Origin of the sequence: Methylocystis sp. (assembly GCF_050246715.1) — a bacterium.
GTDB lineage: Bacteria > Pseudomonadota > Alphaproteobacteria > Rhizobiales > Beijerinckiaceae > Methylocystis.
The window spans coordinates 18,950-38,310 of sequence record NZ_JBFWVN010000030.1; the positions used below are offsets into that span (position 1 = coordinate 18,950).

Annotated in this window: 19 protein-coding genes and 1 tRNA gene; 13 read left to right on the plus strand and 7 right to left on the minus strand. The window is 63.5% G+C overall.

Features of this window, described 5'->3' with window-relative positions; genetic code table 11:
* The first annotated feature begins 134 nt into the window (after positions 1-134).
* The 9 genes from AB7I51_RS10795 to AB7I51_RS10835 all read left to right on the plus strand — a co-directional run bounded on the left by AB7I51_RS10795 (position 135) and on the right by AB7I51_RS10835 (position 9,745).
* Entirely contained in the window at positions 135-2,069 is a 1,935-nt protein-coding gene (locus AB7I51_RS10795) for a potassium transporter Kup (protein WP_428404702.1), read from the plus strand.
* Positions 2,070-2,214: 145 nt separating this feature from the next.
* A complete protein-coding gene (trpA, locus tag AB7I51_RS10800; RefSeq protein WP_428404701.1) occupies positions 2,215-3,081 on the plus strand; it encodes a tryptophan synthase subunit alpha in 867 nt (288 codons plus the stop codon).
* A complete protein-coding gene (gene accD / locus AB7I51_RS10805; RefSeq protein ID WP_428404700.1) occupies positions 3,078-3,944 on the plus strand; it encodes an acetyl-CoA carboxylase, carboxyltransferase subunit beta in 867 nt (288 codons plus the stop codon). The genes trpA and accD overlap by 4 nt, the downstream gene beginning before the upstream one ends.
* 21 nt (positions 3,945-3,965) lie before the next feature.
* The gene (locus AB7I51_RS10810) at positions 3,966-5,282 is read left to right on the plus strand and encodes a bifunctional folylpolyglutamate synthase/dihydrofolate synthase (protein ID WP_428406196.1); all 1,317 of its coding nucleotides are present in this window, start codon (positions 3,966-3,968) and stop codon (positions 5,280-5,282) included.
* A 117-nt stretch (positions 5,283-5,399) separates the two neighbouring features.
* Positions 5,400-6,545 carry a (5-formylfuran-3-yl)methyl phosphate synthase gene (locus tag AB7I51_RS10815; RefSeq protein ID WP_428404698.1) on the plus strand — a complete coding sequence of 382 codons (1,146 nt, stop codon included), beginning with the start codon at positions 5,400-5,402 and terminating at the stop codon, positions 6,543-6,545.
* Positions 6,532-7,170: a uridylate kinase gene (locus tag AB7I51_RS10820; RefSeq protein WP_428404697.1), complete on the plus strand. Its 639-nt coding sequence runs from the start codon at positions 6,532-6,534 to the stop codon at positions 7,168-7,170. Before AB7I51_RS10815 ends, AB7I51_RS10820 begins: the two co-directional genes overlap by 14 nt.
* Positions 7,170-7,727 carry a flavoprotein gene (locus AB7I51_RS10825; protein ID WP_428404696.1) on the plus strand — a complete coding sequence of 186 codons (558 nt, stop codon included), beginning with the start codon at positions 7,170-7,172 and terminating at the stop codon, positions 7,725-7,727. Before AB7I51_RS10820 ends, AB7I51_RS10825 begins: the two co-directional genes overlap by 1 nt.
* A 13-nt stretch (positions 7,728-7,740) precedes the next feature.
* Positions 7,741-9,162 carry a DUF6513 domain-containing protein gene (locus tag AB7I51_RS10830; RefSeq protein WP_428404695.1) on the plus strand — a complete coding sequence of 474 codons (1,422 nt, stop codon included), beginning with the start codon at positions 7,741-7,743 and terminating at the stop codon, positions 9,160-9,162.
* Positions 9,146-9,745 carry a DUF447 domain-containing protein gene (locus tag AB7I51_RS10835; protein ID WP_428404694.1) on the plus strand — a complete coding sequence of 200 codons (600 nt, stop codon included), beginning with the start codon at positions 9,146-9,148 and terminating at the stop codon, positions 9,743-9,745. The genes AB7I51_RS10830 and AB7I51_RS10835 overlap by 17 nt, the downstream gene beginning before the upstream one ends.
* Before the next feature lie 6 nt (positions 9,746-9,751).
* Here the strand turns inward: AB7I51_RS10835 and AB7I51_RS10840 are convergent, their stop codons facing one another.
* From AB7I51_RS10840 to AB7I51_RS10850, 3 genes are all read right to left on the minus strand, one after another.
* Positions 9,752-10,786 (minus strand): hydantoinase/oxoprolinase family protein, encoded by a 1,035-nt coding sequence (locus AB7I51_RS10840; RefSeq protein WP_428404693.1) that lies wholly within the window; start codon positions 10,784-10,786, stop codon positions 9,752-9,754.
* 67 nt (positions 10,787-10,853) lie between these two features.
* The gene (fae, locus tag AB7I51_RS10845; protein WP_428406197.1) at positions 10,854-11,363 is read right to left on the minus strand and encodes a formaldehyde-activating enzyme; all 510 of its coding nucleotides are present in this window, start codon (positions 11,361-11,363) and stop codon (positions 10,854-10,856) included.
* Between the two features lie 154 nt (positions 11,364-11,517).
* Positions 11,518-12,408: an NAD(P)-dependent methylenetetrahydromethanopterin dehydrogenase gene (locus tag AB7I51_RS10850; protein WP_428405443.1), complete on the minus strand. Its 891-nt coding sequence runs from the start codon at positions 12,406-12,408 to the stop codon at positions 11,518-11,520.
* A 403-nt stretch (positions 12,409-12,811) separates the two neighbouring features.
* On the opposite strand from AB7I51_RS10850, the gene rpmB reads away from it, so the two are divergent.
* Positions 12,812-13,105 carry a 50S ribosomal protein L28 gene (gene rpmB / locus AB7I51_RS10855; RefSeq protein ID WP_428405442.1) on the plus strand — a complete coding sequence of 98 codons (294 nt, stop codon included), beginning with the start codon at positions 12,812-12,814 and terminating at the stop codon, positions 13,103-13,105.
* Positions 13,106-13,360: 255 nt separating this feature from the next.
* On the opposite strand, the gene thrS is transcribed toward rpmB, so the two are convergent.
* From thrS to AB7I51_RS10875, 4 genes are all read right to left on the minus strand, one after another.
* A complete protein-coding gene (gene thrS / locus AB7I51_RS10860) occupies positions 13,361-15,313 on the minus strand; it encodes a threonine--tRNA ligase (RefSeq protein WP_428405441.1) in 1,953 nt (650 codons plus the stop codon).
* Positions 15,314-15,525: 212 nt separating this feature from the next.
* Positions 15,526-15,831 carry a HigA family addiction module antitoxin gene (locus tag AB7I51_RS10865; protein WP_428405440.1) on the minus strand — a complete coding sequence of 102 codons (306 nt, stop codon included), beginning with the start codon at positions 15,829-15,831 and terminating at the stop codon, positions 15,526-15,528.
* 14 nt (positions 15,832-15,845) lie between these two features.
* Complete coding sequence (locus AB7I51_RS10870; protein WP_428405439.1) at positions 15,846-16,127, minus strand: type II toxin-antitoxin system RelE/ParE family toxin; 282 nt, start codon at positions 16,125-16,127, stop codon at positions 15,846-15,848.
* A 232-nt stretch (positions 16,128-16,359) separates the two neighbouring features.
* Positions 16,360-16,436, minus strand: a tRNA-Arg gene (locus tag AB7I51_RS10875).
* A gap of 159 nt (positions 16,437-16,595) precedes the next feature.
* On the opposite strand from AB7I51_RS10875, the gene AB7I51_RS10880 reads away from it, so the two are divergent.
* From AB7I51_RS10880 to AB7I51_RS10890, 3 genes are all read left to right on the plus strand, one after another.
* A complete protein-coding gene (locus AB7I51_RS10880) occupies positions 16,596-17,363 on the plus strand; it encodes an alpha/beta fold hydrolase (RefSeq protein ID WP_428405438.1) in 768 nt (255 codons plus the stop codon).
* Between the two features lie 70 nt (positions 17,364-17,433).
* Positions 17,434-18,273, plus strand: coding sequence for a serine O-acetyltransferase (gene cysE, locus AB7I51_RS10885; protein WP_428405437.1), 840 nt, complete (start codon positions 17,434-17,436; stop codon positions 18,271-18,273).
* 14 nt (positions 18,274-18,287) lie between these two features.
* Complete coding sequence (locus AB7I51_RS10890; protein WP_428405436.1) at positions 18,288-18,878, plus strand: hypothetical protein; 591 nt, start codon at positions 18,288-18,290, stop codon at positions 18,876-18,878.
* The last annotated feature ends 483 nt before the right edge of the window (positions 18,879-19,361 follow it).

Genomic DNA, 19,361 nt, shown 5'->3' on the forward strand with positions numbered 1-19,361 from the left:
GTATATCGCCGCACCGTATCGACGGCCCGCGCCGAAGGAGACGAACCCTTGCTCCTATTCGCGCGCGGCCTGAGCGAGCGCCCGTCCGCAGCTTCGGTAAGAGCCGCGGCGGGTCTTATCAAAGGAAACGTCCCATGACGCAGCGATCCGACGCCGGCCCTGCCTCCGGCGGCGATGGGACGCAGGTTCACGCTCATCACGGGTCCGAGCAGGCGCGCGGCGGACTCGCCGGGCTCATCGTCGGCTCGATTGGCGTCGTCTATGGCGACATCGGCACGAGCCCGCTCTATGCGCTGCGCGAGTCGCTCGCTCATCAGGTCGAGTATGACGCACTGACCGAAGAGTCCGTTCTCGGCGCGATCTCTCTCCTGATATTCGCGCTCATTTTTACGGTGACGATCAAATACGTCATCTTCGTCATGCGCGCCGACAACCGCGGCGAAGGCGGCATTCTTTCGCTCATGGCTTTGGCGCAGACCGCTATGGGCCGCCGCACGAAAGTCGCCTTCATGCTCGGCGTCGGGGGCGCGGCGCTCTTTGCCGGCGAGGCGATCATCACCCCGGCGATTTCGGTGATGTCGGCGATCGAAGGCCTCGAACTCGTCACGCATCGCTTCAACGAATTCGTTCTGCCGATCACCATCTTCATCCTTGTCACGCTGTTTTGGGCGCAAAGTCACGGCACGGCGCGCGTGGCGGCCTTGTTCGGGCCTATCATGATCGTCTTTTTTCTCAGCATTGGCGTGTTGGGCGCGATGCATATTCCCGAAGCGCCGCAGGTGCTGCGCAGTTTCGATCCGCGCCAAGGCATTACGTTTCTCCTAACGCACGGCTGGCTCGGTTTCGTCGTCCTCGGTTCGGTGTTTCTTGCCGTTACCGGCGTCGAGGCGCTTTACGCCGACATGGGTCATTTCGGCCGCGGGCCGATCAGGACCGCCTGGCTCGGCTTCGTGCTGCCGGCGCTGCTGCTCAATTACCTGGGCCAGGGCGCGCTCGTCTTGTCGCGCCCTGAGGCGGTCGGCAATCCGTTCTTCCTGCTTGCGCCGGACTGGGCGCTGCTGCCGCTCGTGATCCTTTCGACGCTGGCGACGACAATCGCCGCGCAGGCGGTCATCACCGGCGCTTTCTCGCTGGCGCGGCAAGCCATTCAGCTCGGCCTCATTCCGCGCCTGGAGGTCACGCATACGTCGGCCTCGCAGGAAGGGCAGATCTACATCGGCCGCATCAATCGGCTGCTGCTCATCGGCGTGCTGCTGCTCGTCGTCGCCTTCAAGAGTTCGTCGGCGCTGGCGTCAGCCTATGGCATCGCGGTCACCGGCACGATGGTGCTGTCGACATCGCTCCTGTTTATCGTCGCCTGGCGCAAATGGGGCTGGCCGTTGTTCGTGTCGATCCTCTTCGCCGCCTCTTTCCTCGTCGTCGAATTCGCCTTCCTCACCGCCAATCTGATGAAGGTCAAAGACGGCGGCTGGGTGCCGCTGGCGCTCGGCGGCTGCGTCATGATCATCATGTGGACATGGATGCGCGGCACGCGTCTTCTTGCCGAGAAAACCCATCGCGACTCCATCCCGATGATGGAGCTTATCGCGATGCTGCAAAAGTCGAAGCCGACGCGCGTGCCGGGCACGGCGGTCTTTCTGACCAGCGATCCTGACGTCGCGCCCGCCGCGCTGATGCATAATCTAAAGCACAACAAGGTATTGCATGAGCGGGTGCTGGTGATCTGCGTGAGGACCGAGGACCGGCCCCGCGTCGCGCCGCAAATGCGCTTCGAAATCGAAAAGCTCACCGACGACTTCTACCTGGCGAAGCTGCACTATGGCTTCATGGAAAGTCCGCGCGTTCCGGCGGCGCTCGCCGCCATGCGCAAGGCCGGCTTCAAATATGACATCATGACCACCAGTTTCTTCCTTGGCCGGCGCTCGATCAAGGAAAGCCCCTCCTCCGAAATGCCCGTCTGGCAGGACAAGCTCTATATCGCGCTCACCCGCCAGGCCGCCAACGCCACCGACTTCTTCTCGATCCCCTCCGACCGTGTCGTCGAACTCGGCGCGCAGGTGACGATTTAGCGCGCGCAAAAACAGTGGACGGGACAGCGCCCAGGCACTAAGCAACGGCGGCCTCTATGCTCTGCGAAGGCCGAAAATCCGACCCCGGCTGGTTAAAGAGGCGTTGTGAAGAATTGCGCCGCGTGACGAAGGACGCCTGTCACTTATGCCCACCCGCATCGATGATCGTTTCGCCGCCCTCAAGAAGGACGGGCGCGCCGCCCTGGTGACCTTCGTGATGGCGGGCGATCCCGATCTCGCGACGTCGCTCGATATTTTGAAACGGCTCCCCGGCGCCGGCGCGGATGTGATCGAAGTCGGCATGCCGTTCACTGATCCGATGGCGGACGGACCGGCGATCCAGGCCGCTGGCCTGCGGGCGCTCAAGGCCGGGACCACGCTCAAGAAGACTTTGAAGCTCGTGGCCGACTTCCGCGCCGGCGACGACGCCACCCCCATCGTGCTGATGGGCTACTATAATCCGATCTATGTCTACGGCGTCGCCGATTTCCTGCACGACGCGCAGGCCGCCGGGGTTGATGGCCTCATCGTCGTCGACCTGCCGCCCGAGGAAGATGCCGAACTCTGTATTCCGGCTCGCGGCGCCGGCATGAATTTCATTCGCCTCGCCACGCCCACGACTGACGACAGGCGGCTTCCCAAGGTGCTCGAAAATACGAGCGGCTTCGTCTACTATGTGTCGCTGACCGGCATCACCGGCGCGGCGCTTGCGGACTATGCCGGCGTAAGCCAGGCGGTCGCGCGCATCAAGCGACATACGGCGCTGCCGATCGCCGTCGGCTTTGGCGTCAAGAATGCGGAAAACGCCGCCGAAATCGCCCGCAACGCCGATGGCGTCGTCGTCGGAACGGCGCTGGTTGATGCGCTCAAGTCTTCGCTCGATGCGGAAGGCCGCGCCGGCCCTTCGAGCGTCAGCGCGGTGACCGGGCTGGTCGCGTCGATTTCACAAGGCGTGCGCAGCGCCCGTCCCAAAGGCGGCGTGATGAGCTGGTTGACGAGGCTCGTGTCATGAATTGGTATTCGAATGTCGTCCCGCCGAAGATCAAGGCGCTGATCAAGCGCGAGGCGCCCGAAAATCTCTGGGTCAAATGTCCCGATAGCGGTCAGCTCGTCTTCCATAAGGACATCGAGGCGAACCTCTATGTCGTGCCCGGCTCGGGCTATCATATGCGCTGTCCGATCGGGACCAGGCTCGCCAATCTGTTCGACGGCGGCGAATGCGAATTGCTGGCGACGCCGGAAGCGCCGCTCGATCCGCTCAAGTTTCGCGACATCAAGCGCTATGTCGACAAGTTGAAGGAATATCGGGTCAAGACCGGCATGGCCGACGCGGTGATTCTCGCCTTTGGAAATCTCGAAGGCTCGCCCGTCACCGTCGCCGTTCAGGATTTCGAATTCCTGGGCGGCTCGCTCGGCATGGCGGCGGGCGAGGCGATCGTCGCCGGTTGCGAATATGCGCTCGCCAAGGGCACGCCATTCGTCATCTTCACGGCGTCGGGCGGCGCGCGCATGCAGGAAGGCATGTTCTCGCTCATGCAGATGCCGCGCACGACGATCGCCGTGCAGCGCCTGCGCGAAGCGCGCCTGCCCTATATCGTCGTGCTGACCAATCCGACGACGGGCGGCGTCACCGCGTCCTACGCGATGCTCGGCGACGTGCAGATCGCCGAGCCTGGCGCGATCATCGGCTTCGCCGGCGCGCGAGTCATCGAGCAGACGATCCGCGAGAAACTTCCCGAAGGATTCCAGCGCGCCGAATATTTGCGCGACCACGGCATGGTCGACATGGTGGTGCCGCGTCAGGAGATGCGCGAGACTCTGGCGCGCCTATGCGGTCTCCTGACGAAGTCGCCGCCGCGCCGCGCCGCCGCCTGACGATTCGAGGGCGCGGCCGCAATGGATCAGCACGACGCGATCCTGTCGCGACTGCTCACGCTCCATCCAAAGAAGATCGATCTGTCGCTTGGGCGCACGGAGCGGCTCCTCGCCGCACTCGGACGGCCTGACCTTAGGCTGCCGCCGATCATTCACGTCGCCGGCACCAACGGCAAAGGTTCGACGATCGCCTTTCTGCGCGCAATGCTCGAAGCCGCCGGCAAGCGCGTGCATGTCTATACCTCCCCTCACCTGCTGCGTTTCAACGAGCGCATTCGTCTTGGCGCGGAAGGCGGCGGCAAGCTCGTCGACGACGCGCGCCTGAATGCGGCGCTGGAGCGCTGCGAACAGGCCAACGCCGGGCAGCCGATCACCTTTTTCGAGATCACGACGGCGGCGGCCTTTTCGCTGTTCGCCGAGGCGCCGGCCGACTGGCTGCTGCTCGAGACCGGTCTCGGCGGGCGCTATGACGCGACCAATGTCGTCGCGCACCCCAAGGCCGCCATCATCACCTCGATCTCCCTCGATCACCTCGAATTTCTCGGCGATACGGTCGAGAAGATCGCGCATGAGAAGGCCGGCATACTGAAGAAGGGCGCGCCGGCGATCATCGGCTTTCAATCGGAGCTCGTCGCCAAGACGCTGGAGCGCGAGGCGCGGCGCGCCGGCGCGCCGGCTTTCATCGCCGGACGGGACTTTAACATCGCCAACGAGAATGGCCGCCTCGTCTATGAAGACGAGCGCGGTCTGCTCGATCTGCCGCTGCCGCGGCTCGCCGGACGCCACCAGCATGAAAACGCCGCCGGCGCCATCGCGGCGCTGCGCGCCGTCGCGCCGGACATTCCAACAGCGGCGATCGAGGCCGGGCTGACGCGCGCCGAATGGCCGGCGCGACTGCAGCGCCTCACAAGGGGCCGCATTGTCGATCTCGCGCCGCCGGGCGCAGAGGTGTGGCTCGACGGCGGCCATAATGAAGACGGCGGCCGGGTGCTGGCCGAGGCGATGGCCGAGTTTCACGACAAGTCGCCGCGTCCGCTGGCGCTGATCTGCGGCGCGCAGACGACCAAGGACGTTCGCGCGCTCTTACGACATTTCGTCGGCCTCGCGCGCGAGGTCGTCGCGGTGCCGGTCGAGGGCGAACATAAGAGCTGGCCGCCGGAAGAAGTGGCGCGCCTCGCCGTGGCGGAAGGCATTCCGGGCGCCGCGGCGGAAGGCGTCGAGAAAGCGCTGGCGCTGCTCTCGACGCGCAGCTTCGATGCGCCGCCGCGCGTCCTTATCGCCGGCTCGCTCTATCTCGCCGCCTCGGTGCTGGCGGCCAATGGCTCGCTGGTGGAATAGGCTGTTGTTACCTTTACGCCATATGCCCCGATATGCGCGCAACGCGACGACGCGGCGCGACTGGACTATAAGAGACAAGTCCGCAGGGCTGTTTTCCCCAACCGGAGCCATGAACTTATGACCTTGATGCTGGCGAGCGTTCTTTCCCGCGAGGAGGCGGAAATCGCCCTTGCGCGCGGCGCCGACATCATCGACTGCAAGGCCCCCTCGCGCGGCGCGCTCGGCGCTCTGCCGCTGGATGCAATCGCCGAGATCGTCAACTTCGTCGATGGGCGCCGGCCGGTCAGCGCCGTGGTCGAGCTTCCCCACGACGTCGCGCATGCGCTGCGCGCTTTCGAAGAGGTCGTCGCCGCGGGCGTCGATTATGTAAAATTCGCACTGCCGGCGACGCCCGACGCCGTCGAGATCATCGACGCGCTGGCGCCGCTGACCGAAAGAACGCGGCTCGTCGCCGTGCTCTTCGCCGATCTCGGACCCGAGTTCGATATTCTCGAACCGCTGGCCGGCGCAGGCTTTCACGGCGCGATGCTCGATACCGCGCATAAGACGAAAGGCCGGCTGCTGGACTATATGAGCGTCGGCGCGCTGTCCGAATTCGTCGCCTGCTGCCACAATCTCGGCCTCGCCTCCGGACTCGCCGGCGCATTGGAGCCTCCCGACGTGCCGCGCCTGCTCGTCGTCGGCGCCGACGTGCTCGGCTTTCGCGGCGCGCTCTGTCTTCATGGCGAGCGCCGCGCCGCTATCGACGCAAGCGCCACGACGCTGATCCGCGATCTGATCCCTTCAGCGCGCGACGCGCATGCCGCGTTTCACGCTGAATGGGCGTTCCTCGGCCGCGGCTATATCGAACCGCCGGGCGCGAATGACACGGATTGCGTCTTCCTCAAGGATTATGTCGCGCCGGTCGAGATCGGCGCTTACGCCCATGAACACGGCCATACGCAGCGCGTACGCTTCAACGTCGAAGCCGAAGTGACGCGCGTCAACGGCTCCGACGACATGCGCTCGATCTTTTCCTATGACGTGATCATGGACGCGATCAAAATGATTCTCGCCGGCGGCCATATCGAGCTTGTCGAAACGATCGCCGAGCGACTCGCCGAAAGCGTGCTGCTGCATGAGCGTGTGCGATCAGTGACCGTGCAGGTCGAAAAGCTCGACGTCGCGCCAGGCGCCGTCGGCGTGAGGATCAGCCGCGCCCGCGCCCATGAGGAGGCGCGTCGCCTGCAGCCGGCGCCGATGCGCATCGATGCCGTTAAATAGCGCGCCGCTCATCATCAAACTCGGCGGCAGCCTGCATGCGTCGCCGGCGCTCGCCGATTGGCTTACGGCGCTGAAGGGCTATTCCGGGCCGCTGACGATCGTTTCCGGCGGCGGACCTTTCGCCGACGCGGTGCGCGCCGCGCAGCCGGTCATGCGCTACGACGACAGAACCGCCCACGCCATGGCGGTTCTGGCGATGGAGCAATACGCCTTGGCGCTGGCGAGCCGCGAGCCTGCGTTCGAACTCGTCGCCTCGCTTGATGCGATTAGATCGGCGCATGCGCGAGGGCGCGTCGCCCTTTGGCGCGCGAGCGCGATGGTCGCCAACGCCGATGACATAGCGCCCGGTTGGGACGTGACCTCCGACAGTCTCGCCGCTTGGCTTGCAAAGAAAACCGTCGCCCGAGCATTGCTTCTGATCAAGAGCGTTGATGTCGGCGATGGCGCGCCGCTAAGCGAGATTGTGCGGAAAGGCGTTGTCGATCCGGCGTTTCCGGATTATCTCGATGAAACGCCGCTCTTCATCGCGGGCCCCTCGTCTCTCCCGCTCGCCGCGGCGCTCCTCGCCGAGGGCGTAACGCCGGGCGCAGCCATCTCAACTTTTCCAACGCGGAAGTCCGCCTAATGACAAAAAAGAAAGTCGTCACGCCGCGCTGGGGTTGGGCGCTCACCGGATCGGGCCATTTCTTCACTGAATGTCTCGACATGATCCGCGCGCTCGATCACGTCGATCTCTTCGTCAGCAAGGCGGCGGCCGAAGTCGTGCGCATGTATAAGCACGATCTGGCGCTGCCGGCGAATGTGCGCATTTTCAAGGACACCACGGCAAGCGCCGCGCCGGTCGGAAATTTCTACTACAATTTCTACCACACGCTGGTGTTGGCGCCCGCGACCTCGAACACGGTGGCGAAATGCGTCGTCGGCATTTCCGACAATCTCGCCACGAATGTGTTTGCGCAGGCCGGCAAATGCCGCGTGCCGACGATCGTCTTCGCCTGCGACACCGCGCCCGAACTTGAAACGCGCGCGCCAAAGGGCATGGTGATGGTCTATCCGCGTCGCATCGATCTGCAGAACACCGACGCGCTCAAATCTTTTGAGGCGACGCAGGTCGTCGAAAGCCTTGCGGCGCTGCAGGAGGCGGTGGAGCGCCGCCGCCGCGAAGTCGAGCCGCAACCTTAAACGAAAGCTCCGCATGAGCGAGCGCCTGCTGTTCCTGACCGGCCACCTCGCTTTGCCGCGATTGGAGCGCATGGTCGCGAGCTTCGGCGAAGCCGCGCGAGATTGGCGCATCCACGACATCGGCGTGAAGGTCGCGGCGCTGATGACCCAGGAAATCATTCAGCGTCGCCTGCCGCGGCCGGTCCAAGCGGACCGCGTGATCCTGCCCGGCCGCTGTCGCGCCGATCTCGCCGCGCTAACCGAGGATTTTAGCGTCGCCTTCGAACGGGGGCCTGAAGAAATCGCCGATCTTCCCGCCTATCTCGGCCGCGGCGGCGCGAAGCCAGACCTCTCGCGCTACGACATGCAGATATTCGCCGAGATCGTCGACGCGTCGAAAATGAGCGTGACGGATATTCTCGTCAAAGCGCGCGAACTCGTCGCAGGCGGCGCTGACGTGATCGATCTTGGCTGTCTGCCGGACACGCCTTTCGTTCATCTTGAAGCAACTATCGCTGCGCTCAAGGCCGAAGGTTTGAAGGTGAGCGTCGACTCGGCCGATGTCGCCGAGCTTGAACGCGCGGCGAGAGCCGGCGTCGACCACCTTCTCAGCCTCGATGAGGAAACGCTTTCGATCCTGCCGGACAATTCGCCCATCGTTCCGGTGCTGACGCCTCGACCGCATGGCGATCTCGATTCCCTGCAGCGCGCCGCGCGGCGCGCGCGCGATCGCGGAATCAGCGCCATTCTCGATCCGATTCTCGATCCGATTCATTTCGGCTTCGCCTATTCGATCGCCCGCTATGTCGAGCTTCGCGCCCGCGAGCCCGATGCCGAGATCATGATGGGCACGGGCAATCTCACCGAGCTGACCGACGCCGACTCAGCCGGCGTGACCGCGGCGATGCTCGGCATATGTTCCGAACTCGATATCCGCCATCTGCTCACGGTGCAGGTCTCGCCTCATACAAGGCGCACGCTTCAGGAGCACGACGCGGCAAGGCGGCTGATGTATGCGGCGCGCGCCGACCGCGCCCTGCCGAAAGGTTACAGCGACGCGCTGCTGCAGATTCACGACCGCAAGCCCTACGCCGCGACGCCGGAAGAGATCGCCGAGCTTGCGCGCGAACTGCGCGACGCTAATTTTCGCATAGAGACGACGCGGGACGGCGTCCATATCTATGCGAAAGGCTTCCATCATGTCGCGGCCGACGCTATGGCGCTCTTCCCGCATCTTGCCGTCGAACATGACGGCGCCCACGCCTTTTACCTTGGCGCCGAATTGATGAAGGCGGAGCTCGCTTACAAACTTGGCAAGCGCTATCGTCAGGACGAGCCGCTCGACTTCGGCGTCGCGACGGACGTTAACGAAGAAGACGCGACCCGCTTCAAGGAAATGGGCCACACCATGCGCAAAGCGGGCGAAGGACCTGCGAAAGATGCCTCTGATACATGAATGTGTCGTCACGACGCTGTCGCCGGAAGGCCGACCGCATATTGCGCCGCTCGGATTGATCGAGGAGGAGAGTTACTGGATCGCCGCGCCGTTTCGTCCCTCGTCGACCCTGTATAATCTGACGCATCATCCGAAACTGACCGCGAGCTTCACCGACGATTCGCGGATTTTTGCCGGCCTTGTCGTGGGGCGCCGCAATTGGCCGCTGACCGATATTGACGGTTGGCCCGCGCCGCGCCTTTCCGCCGCCCTCGCGCACGCCGAACTCGCCGTCGTGCGAGTCGAGGAGCATGAGCTGCGTCCGCGCTTCTTCTGCAGGGTAAGGCGGATCGAATCGCATCGCGCATATCTCGGCATGAATCGGGCGCGCGCGGCGGTGCTGGAAGCGGCGATACTCGCGACGCGTCTCGGCATGCTGCCGCGCGAAAAGATCGAGAGCGAACTCGCCTATCTGCAGATCGCCATCGACAAGACCGCCGGCGAGGCCGAGCGCGAAGCCTGGGACATGGTGAAAGCGAAAATCGACGAGCATCTGAACGACGCCGGGGCGAACGCTGCGCCGCAGGCCGCGCGTTCTCGTTAAGCGCGCCTATGGCTCGGCGAGCAAGGCGAGGGCCGACGCCGGTGCGCAATTGGCGGCCGCATCGGCCAAAGCCGGCGGCGCGGCGATCAACTCGGCGAAATCGATGAAGGCGCGGCCATGCGCGTGCGCCAAACCCGCAGCGAGCTTGCGGCCGACGCCGGCGCCGACGATTAGCGCGTCGGGCGCTATCGCGTCGCGCGATTCGAGCAATGCAATCTGATCTTCGATCGCGCGCAATTGCGCGCGAGCGAGATAGTGCGCGAAGGCGCACAACTGCTCGTCAGTGAGGTCTGCGGCGTCGCGCCCGGCGAGACGCGCCAGCCGCGCCCGCGAAGCCGCAATGGTCTTGGGACGTCCGTCCGCCGTCGGCGAAAGATCGGCGTCGGTTTCGCCCTCGGAGAGATCGCCGAGGACGCGCCGCAGGTCGGCCATCGAGGCGAAGGCTTCATTGACGAGCGGCGTCCATCTTCCAGCGACCGGCGCGCGAGCAGCGTAAGCCTGAGGCGCGCCGCGCGAAAAGCCTGCATAGGCGAGTTCGCCATAAGCGAGTCGCTCAGCGTCGCTCGCGCCAAGCGCTGCGAGGCGGCCAGCGTAAATCGGCGTCATGTCCGTCGTCGTCGATCCGATGTCGATGAACAGCGCATCTGCGCAATAACGCGCGACGAGTTCGGCGGAGACGCGCCAATTGGCGGAGGCGACAGCGTCGACATTCGCGCCCACATCGTCACGCGAAATAAAGCCGCGCTCGCCAGCGTAGAAAGCAATCTCGCCGACGCCGATTTCGCGCGCAGCGATCGCGGCCACAGCGATGACCCCGCGCGCCCGGCTTTCAAAAGCGTCGGAGAGTTCCGCGGTCATCGTGACGCGATGGCGCTCGGCGTCGCCGAGCGCCCCGCGCGCGTCACGAAGCGCCAGCTCCAGGCTCGCGACGCTCTCATGCGGAGCGCAGGCGAGCTGAACGATCTGCATCAAACGCCCGTCGTCCGCGCGCGCCGCCTTTACGTGCGCGCCGCCGATATCCCAGCCGATGACCGCCGCCACGCGCTTCTCCCAAAAGAAAAGGGGAGCCGCATGGCTCCCCTTCGATCTCGAAAATCTACGCGCAGTCTCAGTTCGGCGCGAAGGGGTGCTTGGCTTCGTTGCGCTTGGCGACGACTTCGGAAGCCTTCGGCTCGCCCTTGACGGCGCGCGCAATCGCTTCCTTCGTCGCGGTGTAGTTGAAGTCCTGGATCTTCTTGTCGTCCGAAGCGTCCCAGTGAATGAACACGCCGACCGAAATGAAGATGTCGTCGGCTTCGTCGACCGGGATCACGCCTTCGGCCACCGAATCCGCAACCGCCTTGGCGACGCCATGCTGCGCCGGGCCAAACATCTGCACCGCCTGCTTGGCGCCCTTGATCGTCACCTTGTTGAACAGGATCGTGTTGGGCTTGCACAGAAGGTTCGGCGCGACCACCGCGAGCAGCGTCGTGAAGCCGTCCTTGTTGTTGACCAGCGCATTGGCGAAGGCGAGTTCGGCCGCCGAACCGCGCGGACCCATGATCAGGTCGATATGCGCCACTTCGTTGCCGTCGCCGACCAGCGACTCGCCGACCAGCATCTTGTTGATTACTGCCATATTTTTTCTCCCAAAAACCTAGCGCCTGAAGCGCCTTATGCGCGCCGCGCGAGGGGCGCGCGGCGATGAGAAAGCCCCGCAAGCTGCCGCCCGCGGCGCGGACTCAACCATTTTTGCGGCTGTTTGCCAAGGCGGGCCCTGGCGCGCCCGCGCGTCAGACGAGTTCGCGCGCCAGCGCGAAAGCGTGACGGAAGTCGAGACAGAGCGGCTCGTCCGACGACGCCATTTTCTTGAAGAGGCCAGACTCGGCGCCATATTTGACATTGCCGATCGCCAGCGCCCCGATGCCGAGCGCGCCATGCGGCGAAACAACCGCGCCATTGTCGTGCAGGCCGCATCCTTCGACGCCGAGCGGCGGCACGGCGTTGACGTCGGCGGCGATCAACAGATCCTTGGCGGCGGCGAGATCGTCCTTCGAAATCACCTGGACTCCGGCGCGCGCCGCGCAAAGCGCGATTTCATGCTGGCAAAGCAGCGCACGCACCTGTTCGGGACTGGAGCCGTCCGCCGGCGCCACCTTGATGTCGAAACGTTTGCACATTTCGTTGGCGAGCTTCGCGACGCGCTCGAGGCCGCTGTAGCCGACAACGGTGACCTCGGCGCCCTCCAGCGCTGAAATGACCGCAGCGGAATAGCCGACGACGCCGGTCGCGCCGTAAATGACCACCTTGGCGCCCTTAAGTTCGCGCTGCTTCTTCTCGCGCAGAATTTTCTCGACGCAGGCGACCATCGCGCCGGCGGTGGTGAAGGAGCCATAGGGATCGGCGAACAGCGACACTTCGAAGGGCTTGAGCAGCGCTTTCTTCGCCGCGTCCATCATGTCGAGCGCGAGCACCGCGTCTCGGCCGGCGAAGAAAATGCCGGTGCGCAGCGCCGCCGACGGCGCACGCGAAAACATCGCGTCCTGCACGAGGGCGGTGACTTCGTCGAGCGTGACATTGGTGTAGGGAATCGCCGCGTCATAGCCGGCGTCGAGGGCCATATTTACGTCGAAGGGGCTCATATGCTTCAACGTGCTGAGCATGTGCAAAATCGCTTTGGCCATTGAATTTCCCCAACCTTTCCCTCGATTTACGCTTCTTACGCGGCCTTCAGGCGACGCGCCCGGCGGGAGACGGTCTCCTGGCCCTCGATTTCTCAATGATTCCCGGCAAAGGGAACGGCGCGCGGCTGCGCGACCTGGCCTGTCCGGTGCGACGGGAGGCTTAGAACCCAGAACGAAGCCGATGTCCAGAGGCGTGTGCGCCGCAGCGTCGCCGCGCTCGAGCCAGGAGCCGATACGCCCGCGACTTGGTTGACGGCTGCGGCGCTTTGCCTCTATAAGCGCCCGCAATCGAGGCTCGGCGTTTCGGCGTCGCGCCTCGCTGTCTTTTTCACCCCCGCTGGCGGCCTTTGGCGTCTGACGCGCCTGACCTGCGCGGGGAAGATTTAAAGCGAAAGGAACCGCCATGTCCCGCCGTTGCGAGCTCACCGGAAAGGGCGTGCAGACTGGCCATCTCGTCAGCCACTCGAACCGGAAGACGAAGACTCGCTTTCTGCCCAATCTCGTCAATGTCACGCTCGCCTCGGAAGCGCTGGCGCGATCGGTGCGGCTGCGCATTTCGGCGGCGGCGCTGCGTTCGGTCGAGCATCGCGGCGGGCTCGACGCCTTCCTGCTCAAGGCGAAGCGCGAGGACCTTTCGCAGAACGCCCGCACGCTCAAGCGCGAAATCGAGAAGAAGCAGGCGGCCGCGAGCGCCTGATCTGCTTCGCTCCGCGTTTTAAAAGCCCCGCGCTTCATGGCGACGGGGCTTTTGTCTTTCTTGCGCCTGTCGATCTGACGATCGAGGCGCACGCCACCCTGTCCCCTGCGGAGACGATGGCTCCCTAAAGCGGAGTCGGGTGGAGGGACGCTCCGGCTCTATCCGTCGGGCGCCTTCCCTTCATCCTTTGCGCTTCGCGCGCCACCTTCTCTCTAAGGGAGAAGGAGCGCCCGGCGTTACGCCCTTCAGGCGAAACTATCTCCGCATATCCGGCGGCGTCGCTTCGTCAGCGAGCAGCTTCAATGCCTCGTCGAGGGGCAGCTGCGTCTGCGCCTGCGAGCCGAGCCGGCGCATCGAGATCGTGCGTTCCGCCGCCTCTTTCTTGCCGGCGACGAGAAGCACTGGAACCTTCGCCAGCGAATGTTCGCGCACCTTATAGGTGATCTTCTCGTTGCGCGCGTCGACCTCGACCGCAAGCCCGAGCTTTCGCGCCGCCGCGGCGACCTCATAGGCGTAGTCGTCGGCGTCCTGCGTGATCGTGCAGACGACGATCTGCAGCGGCGACAGCCACAGCGGCAAATGTCCGGCGTAATGCTCGATCAGAATGCCGGTGAAGCGTTCGAGCGAACCGAAGATCGCGCGATGGATCATCACCGGAATCTTCTTGTCGCTGTCCGGGCCGATGTAATAGGCGCCAAAGCGCGAAGGCAGATTGAAGTCGACCTGAGTCGTGCCGCATTGCCATTCGCGGCCGATCGCGTCGCGCAGCGTATATTCGAACTTGGGACCGTAGAACGCGCCCTCGCCCGGATTGATCCCCGTCTTGATGCGTCCGCCCGAGCGCGCTTCGATGTCGCTCAAGACGCGCGTCATGATCGCTTCGGCCTGATCCCAGGCTTCATCCGAACCGACGCGCTTTTCCGGACGCGTCGAGAGTTTCACGACGACTTCCTCAAAGCCGAAATCCGAATAGGTCGAAAGAATGAGATCGTTGATCTTGAGACATTCCTCGGCCATCTGCTCTTCGGTGCAGAACACATGCGCGTCGTCCTGCGTGAAGGCGCGCACGCGCAACAGGCCATGCAGCGCGCCGGACGGCTCATAGCGATGCACGATTCCGAACTCGGCCATGCGCAGCGGCAGATCGCGGTACGACTTCAGGCCATGTTTGAAAATCTGGATATGGCCGGGACAGTTCATCGGCTTGATCGCGTAAAGCCGGTCTTCGTCCGTCAGCTCGCGCGCGGGCTGCGAGACGAACATGTTTTCGCGGAACCATTCCCAATGGCCCGATGTCTCCCATAGCGTCTTGTCGAGAAGCAACGGCGCGTTGACTTCCTCATAGTCGGCCTTCAGGCGCCGGCGCATGTAGGAGATGACGTTCTGGAACAGCTTCCAGCCCTTGGGGTGCCAGAAAATCGCGCCCGGCCCTTCCTCCTGGAAATGGAAGAGGTCCATCTCGCGCCCGAGCCGCCGATGGTCGCGCCGTTCGGCTTCCTCCAGCCGATGCAGATAGGCGTCGAGCTCCTCCTGCGTCGCCCAGGCCGTGCCGTAGATGCGCGACAACATGGGATTATTGTGATCGCCGCGCCAATAGGCGCCGGCGACCTTCATCAGCTTGAAGGCCGTGCCGACCTTGCCGACCGACGGCATATGCGGGCCGCGACAAAGGTCGAGCCACTGGCCCTGCTTATAGATCGAGAGCGGCTCGTCGGATTTAATCGCGTCGATGAGTTCGCCCTTGAAAATCTCGCCCTTCGTTAAGAACCATTGCTTGGCGTCGTCGCGATTCCAAACTTCGCGCGTGATCTTGGCGTCGCGCGCGACGATCTCGCGCATCTTCTTTTCGATCGGCGGTAAATCTTCGAGCGTAAAGGGCTCGGCGCGGAAGAAGTCGTAATAGAAGCCGTTCTCGATGACGGGACCGATCGTCACCTGCGTGCCGGGATAGAGTTCCTGCACCGCTTCCGCGAGCACATGCGCAGCGTCATGGCGAATGAGTTCTAGCGCGCGCGGATCGTCGCGCGTGACGAATTCGATTCTCGCGTCGCGCTCGACCGGGCTCGCGAGATCGACGAGCGCGCCGTCGAGCGTCATCGCGACGCTGCGCTTGGCGAGAGAGGGGGAAATGCTCTTGGCGATATCGACGCCCGAAACGCCGGGCTCAAACTGACGGGACGCCCCGTCGGGGAAGGTGACCGCGACCATGTTGCTCTCCTGACGCGCTCAGTCGCCGACACCAATCGGCGTAAGTCGCTAGGGATGGACAGGTGTCTTCATAACGCCGGCTGCGGAGGGATGCAATCGGGCGCGCAGCAGTGTCGCATCGATGGCGAAGGCGTAGCGCGCCGCAAGAGTCCCGCCGCGCGCGTCCTTCCCAAAATTTTTGACGCCGTGCGAGATTGCGCTCCGCCGTTTAGTTAGGCCGCCTTCGGCTTGTTCACGGTCTCGATGCGGTCGAGAGTTCTGGCAAGTTCGCGCTCCGCGACTTGAACATCATAATCGGTCTGCAGATTCAGCCAAAGTTGCGCCGTTGTGCCGAGCGCCTTGGCGAGCCGAAGCGCGGTATCGGCCGTGACGCCAGTTTGCTCGTTGGCGATTCGCTCAATTCGCGTGCGAGGCAAGCAGCAGACCTTGGCAAGAGCGCCTGCCGACATTTCGAGCGGAACGAGGAACTCTTCCCGCAAAACCTCGCCGGGATGCATGGGTTTGAGTTTCTTCGTCACTGGAACATCCTCCTTTAGTGGTAGTCCGCGATCTCGACTTCCGCCGGTCCTTCCACCGTCCAAACAAAGCATACGCGGAACTGGTCGTTGATACGGATCGAGTATTGCCCCCGGCGATTGCCCACGAGCGATTCAAGCCTGTTGCCCGGAGGCGACCTCAAATCGCCGAGATCGACTGCGGCGTTGAGGTAGCGCAGCTTCCGGCGCGCCGCTTTGACCAAGTCGGCCGGAAAGCGCTTCGGACTTTCGCCGTTAAAGACGGCTTCTGTCGTCTTGTTCCGGAAGCTCCTGATCACAAGCCGAATGTATCATTAAATGATACATGTATCAAGCCGCCGCGTATCAACTGCTGATACAGGCTAATCTCGGCCCGTTTGTATCTATCCGGCTCCCCCGCCCGTACGCTGACCCTTAGGCCCCGCACGGCGATCCGGAAGCGGTTCAATCATCGGGCGGTTTGTGGGGCTGCCGGCGCCTCGGCACGGCGATTGCGCGCCAGCGGGCGGCAAAGTCACGAAATTTGTAAGGTGGCGCGCCCGAAAGGATTCGAACCTCTGACCCCCAGATTCGTAGTCTGGTGCTCTATCCAGCTGAGCTACGGGCGCCTGTTCCGCCACAGCCCCGTGGTTTATCCAGGTCGGCGACGCGCCCGCTCGTTTACCGGCTGGCGGCGCGAATGGCAATAGCGCATTTACTTTCGGCGCCCGGCGGCCTTGTGTCGTCGGCGCAAGCAGTTAGATAAAGGACCCTAAGTAGGATTTCTAATGCAAACGTTCCAGTCGAATGGCGTCGAGATAGCCTATGTGGATTTCGAGCCCCTAACCGAAGATCGCGGCGAACCGATCGTACTCGTGCATGGCTTCGCCTCGACCCATGCGGTGAACTGGCTGTTCACGCAATGGGTCAAGACGCTGACCGAAGACGGCCGCCGCGTCATCGCGTTAGACAATCGCGGTCATGGCCAGTCCGCCAAGCTGTATGATCCGGCGCTCTATAGTCTCGACCTGATGGCAGGGGATGTCGCGCATCTGCTTGATCATCTGTCGATCCCGCGCGCCGACGTGATGGGCTATTCGCTCGGCGGACGCGTCGCCACCGTTCTAGCGCTGACCGCTCCAGAGCGCGTGCGCTCCCTCATCCTTGGCGGCGTCGGCGAACATTTGATCGAGGACACGGGGCTCCTCCGCGGTCTTGCCGAAGCCATGGAGGCGGAGCGCATCGAGGACATTGACGATTCGACGCTGAAAATCTTTCGCGGCTTCGCCGAATCCACCCGCAGCGATCTCGCGGCGCTCGCCGCCTGCGCGCGGGGCCCGCGCCGGACCCTTGCGCCCGAGCTGCTCGCCCAAATCGCCGCGCCGGTATTGATCTGCGTCGGCACCCGCGACGACGTCGCCGGCGACCCGCATCCTCTGGCCGAATTCTTCCCCAATGTCCGAATTGTCGACATTCCTGGGCGCGACCACAACCGGGCGGTCGGCGACCGGATCTACAAGCAGGCGGCGCTGGAGTTTCTCGATACCCGGCCGTGAGAGCGGCGAGCGGGGCCCGCGTGCCTTTGGCGAAGCGGTCCGCTATATAAGCTCGAACCAGGAGGGGCGGATGGGCGCCGAAACGCGTGAACAGGGCGCAAAAATCATCGATTTCGCCCAGAGCGATCCGTTTTTCGCTCGGCTGCGCGTCGAGGCGGAAGAAGTATTGCGGCGCGAGCCGGAGCTTGGCGGATTCCTGCATCCGGCGATCCTGTCGCAGAACGGCGTCGCCGGCGTCGTCGCGCATCGCGTCGCCCAGCGCCTCGACCGGCCGGAAGCGCCATATATCGCCATCCGACAGGCTTTCGAGGAATGCGTCGCGCGCGAGCCGGCGATGGTCGAGGCGTTCCGCGCCGACATTCTCGCCGTGCTGGAGCGCGATCCGGCCTGCACGCGGCTGATCGAGCCGGCGCTTTATTTCAAAGGTTTCCACGCGCTGCAGACCTATCGTCTGGCGCATTGGCTGTGGAAGAACGGCCGCAGCGACTTCGCCCTCATTCTGCAGAGCCTGTCGTCGCAGACCTTCCAGGTCGACATTCATCCCGCCGCGGTGATCGGCAAGAGCGTGTTCATCGATCACGCCACCGGCGTCGTCATCGGCGCGACCAGCGTCGTCGAGGACGAAGTGTCGATGCTGCATGGCGTCACGCTCGGCGGCACCGGCAAGGCGCGCGGCGACCGCCACCCGAAGGTGCGGCGCGGCGTGCTGATCGGCGCCGGCGCGAAAATTCTGGGCAATATCGAAATCGGCCATTGCGCCATGATCGCCGCGGGCTCCGTGGTGCTCGATCCGGTGCCGGCCAATAAGACCGTCGCCGGCGTGCCGGCCCGCATCGTCGGCGACGCCCGCTGCGCCGAACCGGCGCTTGCCATGGATCAGATGCTGGCCTATCTCGACGCCGGCATGTGAAGGCGGGGTTGACCTTGATCAAGATTGCTTTTGGCGCCGCGTTGCTGATCCTCGCGGCTCTGAGCCCATGCGCGGCAATCGCCGCCGGCTGGCACTATTACGACCCGGAATGTCCGATCGATCTTGGCGGCAAGTCGATGAAATTCGTCGCCATGCAGCCCAAGAAAAACATCGACCGGGAATGCGTCGCCCTGCCGGACGTCGGTCCGAGCGTCATCGTGCTCGACGCCGCCGACAATGAGCTGCGCGACATGAATTGGGACATCCGCATCCTGCGCAGCCAGGGACCGGACGGCGCCGCCGACCCCGACGCCGATGTCGTCGGCCGCCTGCCGGTGCAGAAATTTCGCAACGGCATGGTGAATTTCGACCAGAATTTTAAGGACGCCGGCAATTACGTACTCTACGCGAAGCTGACGAGCGACGACGGCGCGAAGAGTTTTATCGGCAAGCACCAATTCTCGGTCGGCCTCGTCACCGAGGAGGAAATCTATCTCTACATCGCCTTCGGCGTTTTCGTCATCGTGGCCGGCGGCGTGGCTTTCGCGCTGTGGCGCCAGGGCAAGCTCGGATTCAAGATGCCGGATTTTTCGAAGACGGATTGAGTTCTCCACAAAACCGGATATGAATACATTCGAAGCGGAACCATGAAATCCAGATTTCACTTAATAAATTCCGGTCTCTACCCAGAAACCCTACCTCCTTGCTTCGTTTCTAAGGATGCAAAGCGAGCCTTCCAGGGGATCGTACGGCTTCTTGATGAGAAAAAATACCACGAGAGACGAACTGAATTTACGAGGTACAGCGGAACAAAACATGATGGAAGCAGGCGCTTCTTTGGAACTCCGAACATCGTGTCGTATTTTTATGTCTCAAGCTTCATTGCTAAGAACTGGTCATTATTTGAGCGGAATTTTGCTCTATCACAATTCTCAATCGGAATACCAAAACTCATGCCTGACTAAGAGCCGATCCTGAAAGAAGTTGAGTCGAAAGAGTCGGTTGTGATTCTCTTGCGAAGAGGATGATTCGCAAGGGAGTTGCGGATGTGGAAGCCGGAGCATCGCGTCTTGGCCGATCGTCGCGGC

What these genes read in the sequence shown, in the direction of transcription:
- AB7I51_RS10825 (WP_428404696.1), top strand. Translation starts at nt 7,170, where the DNA reads ATGACAAAAAAGAAAGTCGTCACGCCGCGCTGGGGTTGGGCGCTCACC.
- cysE (WP_428405437.1), top strand. Translation starts at nt 17,434, where the DNA reads ATGGGCGCCGAAACGCGTGAACAGGGCGCAAAAATCATCGATTTCGCC.
- trpA (WP_428404701.1), top strand. Translation starts at nt 2,215, where the DNA reads ATGCCCACCCGCATCGATGATCGTTTCGCCGCCCTCAAGAAGGACGGG.
- AB7I51_RS10880 (WP_428405438.1), top strand. Translation starts at nt 16,596, where the DNA reads ATGCAAACGTTCCAGTCGAATGGCGTCGAGATAGCCTATGTGGATTTC.
- AB7I51_RS10795 (WP_428404702.1), top strand. Translation starts at nt 135, where the DNA reads ATGACGCAGCGATCCGACGCCGGCCCTGCCTCCGGCGGCGATGGGACG.
- AB7I51_RS10830 (WP_428404695.1), top strand. Translation starts at nt 7,741, where the DNA reads ATGAGCGAGCGCCTGCTGTTCCTGACCGGCCACCTCGCTTTGCCGCGA.
- AB7I51_RS10810 (WP_428406196.1), top strand. Translation starts at nt 3,966, where the DNA reads ATGGATCAGCACGACGCGATCCTGTCGCGACTGCTCACGCTCCATCCA.
- AB7I51_RS10835 (WP_428404694.1), top strand. Translation starts at nt 9,146, where the DNA reads ATGCCTCTGATACATGAATGTGTCGTCACGACGCTGTCGCCGGAAGGC.
- accD (WP_428404700.1), top strand. Translation starts at nt 3,078, where the DNA reads ATGAATTGGTATTCGAATGTCGTCCCGCCGAAGATCAAGGCGCTGATC.
- rpmB (WP_428405442.1), top strand. Translation starts at nt 12,812, where the DNA reads ATGTCCCGCCGTTGCGAGCTCACCGGAAAGGGCGTGCAGACTGGCCAT.
- AB7I51_RS10820 (WP_428404697.1), top strand. Translation starts at nt 6,532, where the DNA reads ATGCCGTTAAATAGCGCGCCGCTCATCATCAAACTCGGCGGCAGCCTG.
- AB7I51_RS10815 (WP_428404698.1), top strand. Translation starts at nt 5,400, where the DNA reads ATGACCTTGATGCTGGCGAGCGTTCTTTCCCGCGAGGAGGCGGAAATC.
- thrS (WP_428405441.1), bottom strand. Translation starts at nt 15,313, where the DNA reads ATGGTCGCGGTCACCTTCCCCGACGGGGCGTCCCGTCAGTTTGAGCCC.
- AB7I51_RS10850 (WP_428405443.1), bottom strand. Translation starts at nt 12,408, where the DNA reads ATGGCCAAAGCGATTTTGCACATGCTCAGCACGTTGAAGCATATGAGC.
- fae (WP_428406197.1), bottom strand. Translation starts at nt 11,363, where the DNA reads ATGGCAGTAATCAACAAGATGCTGGTCGGCGAGTCGCTGGTCGGCGAC.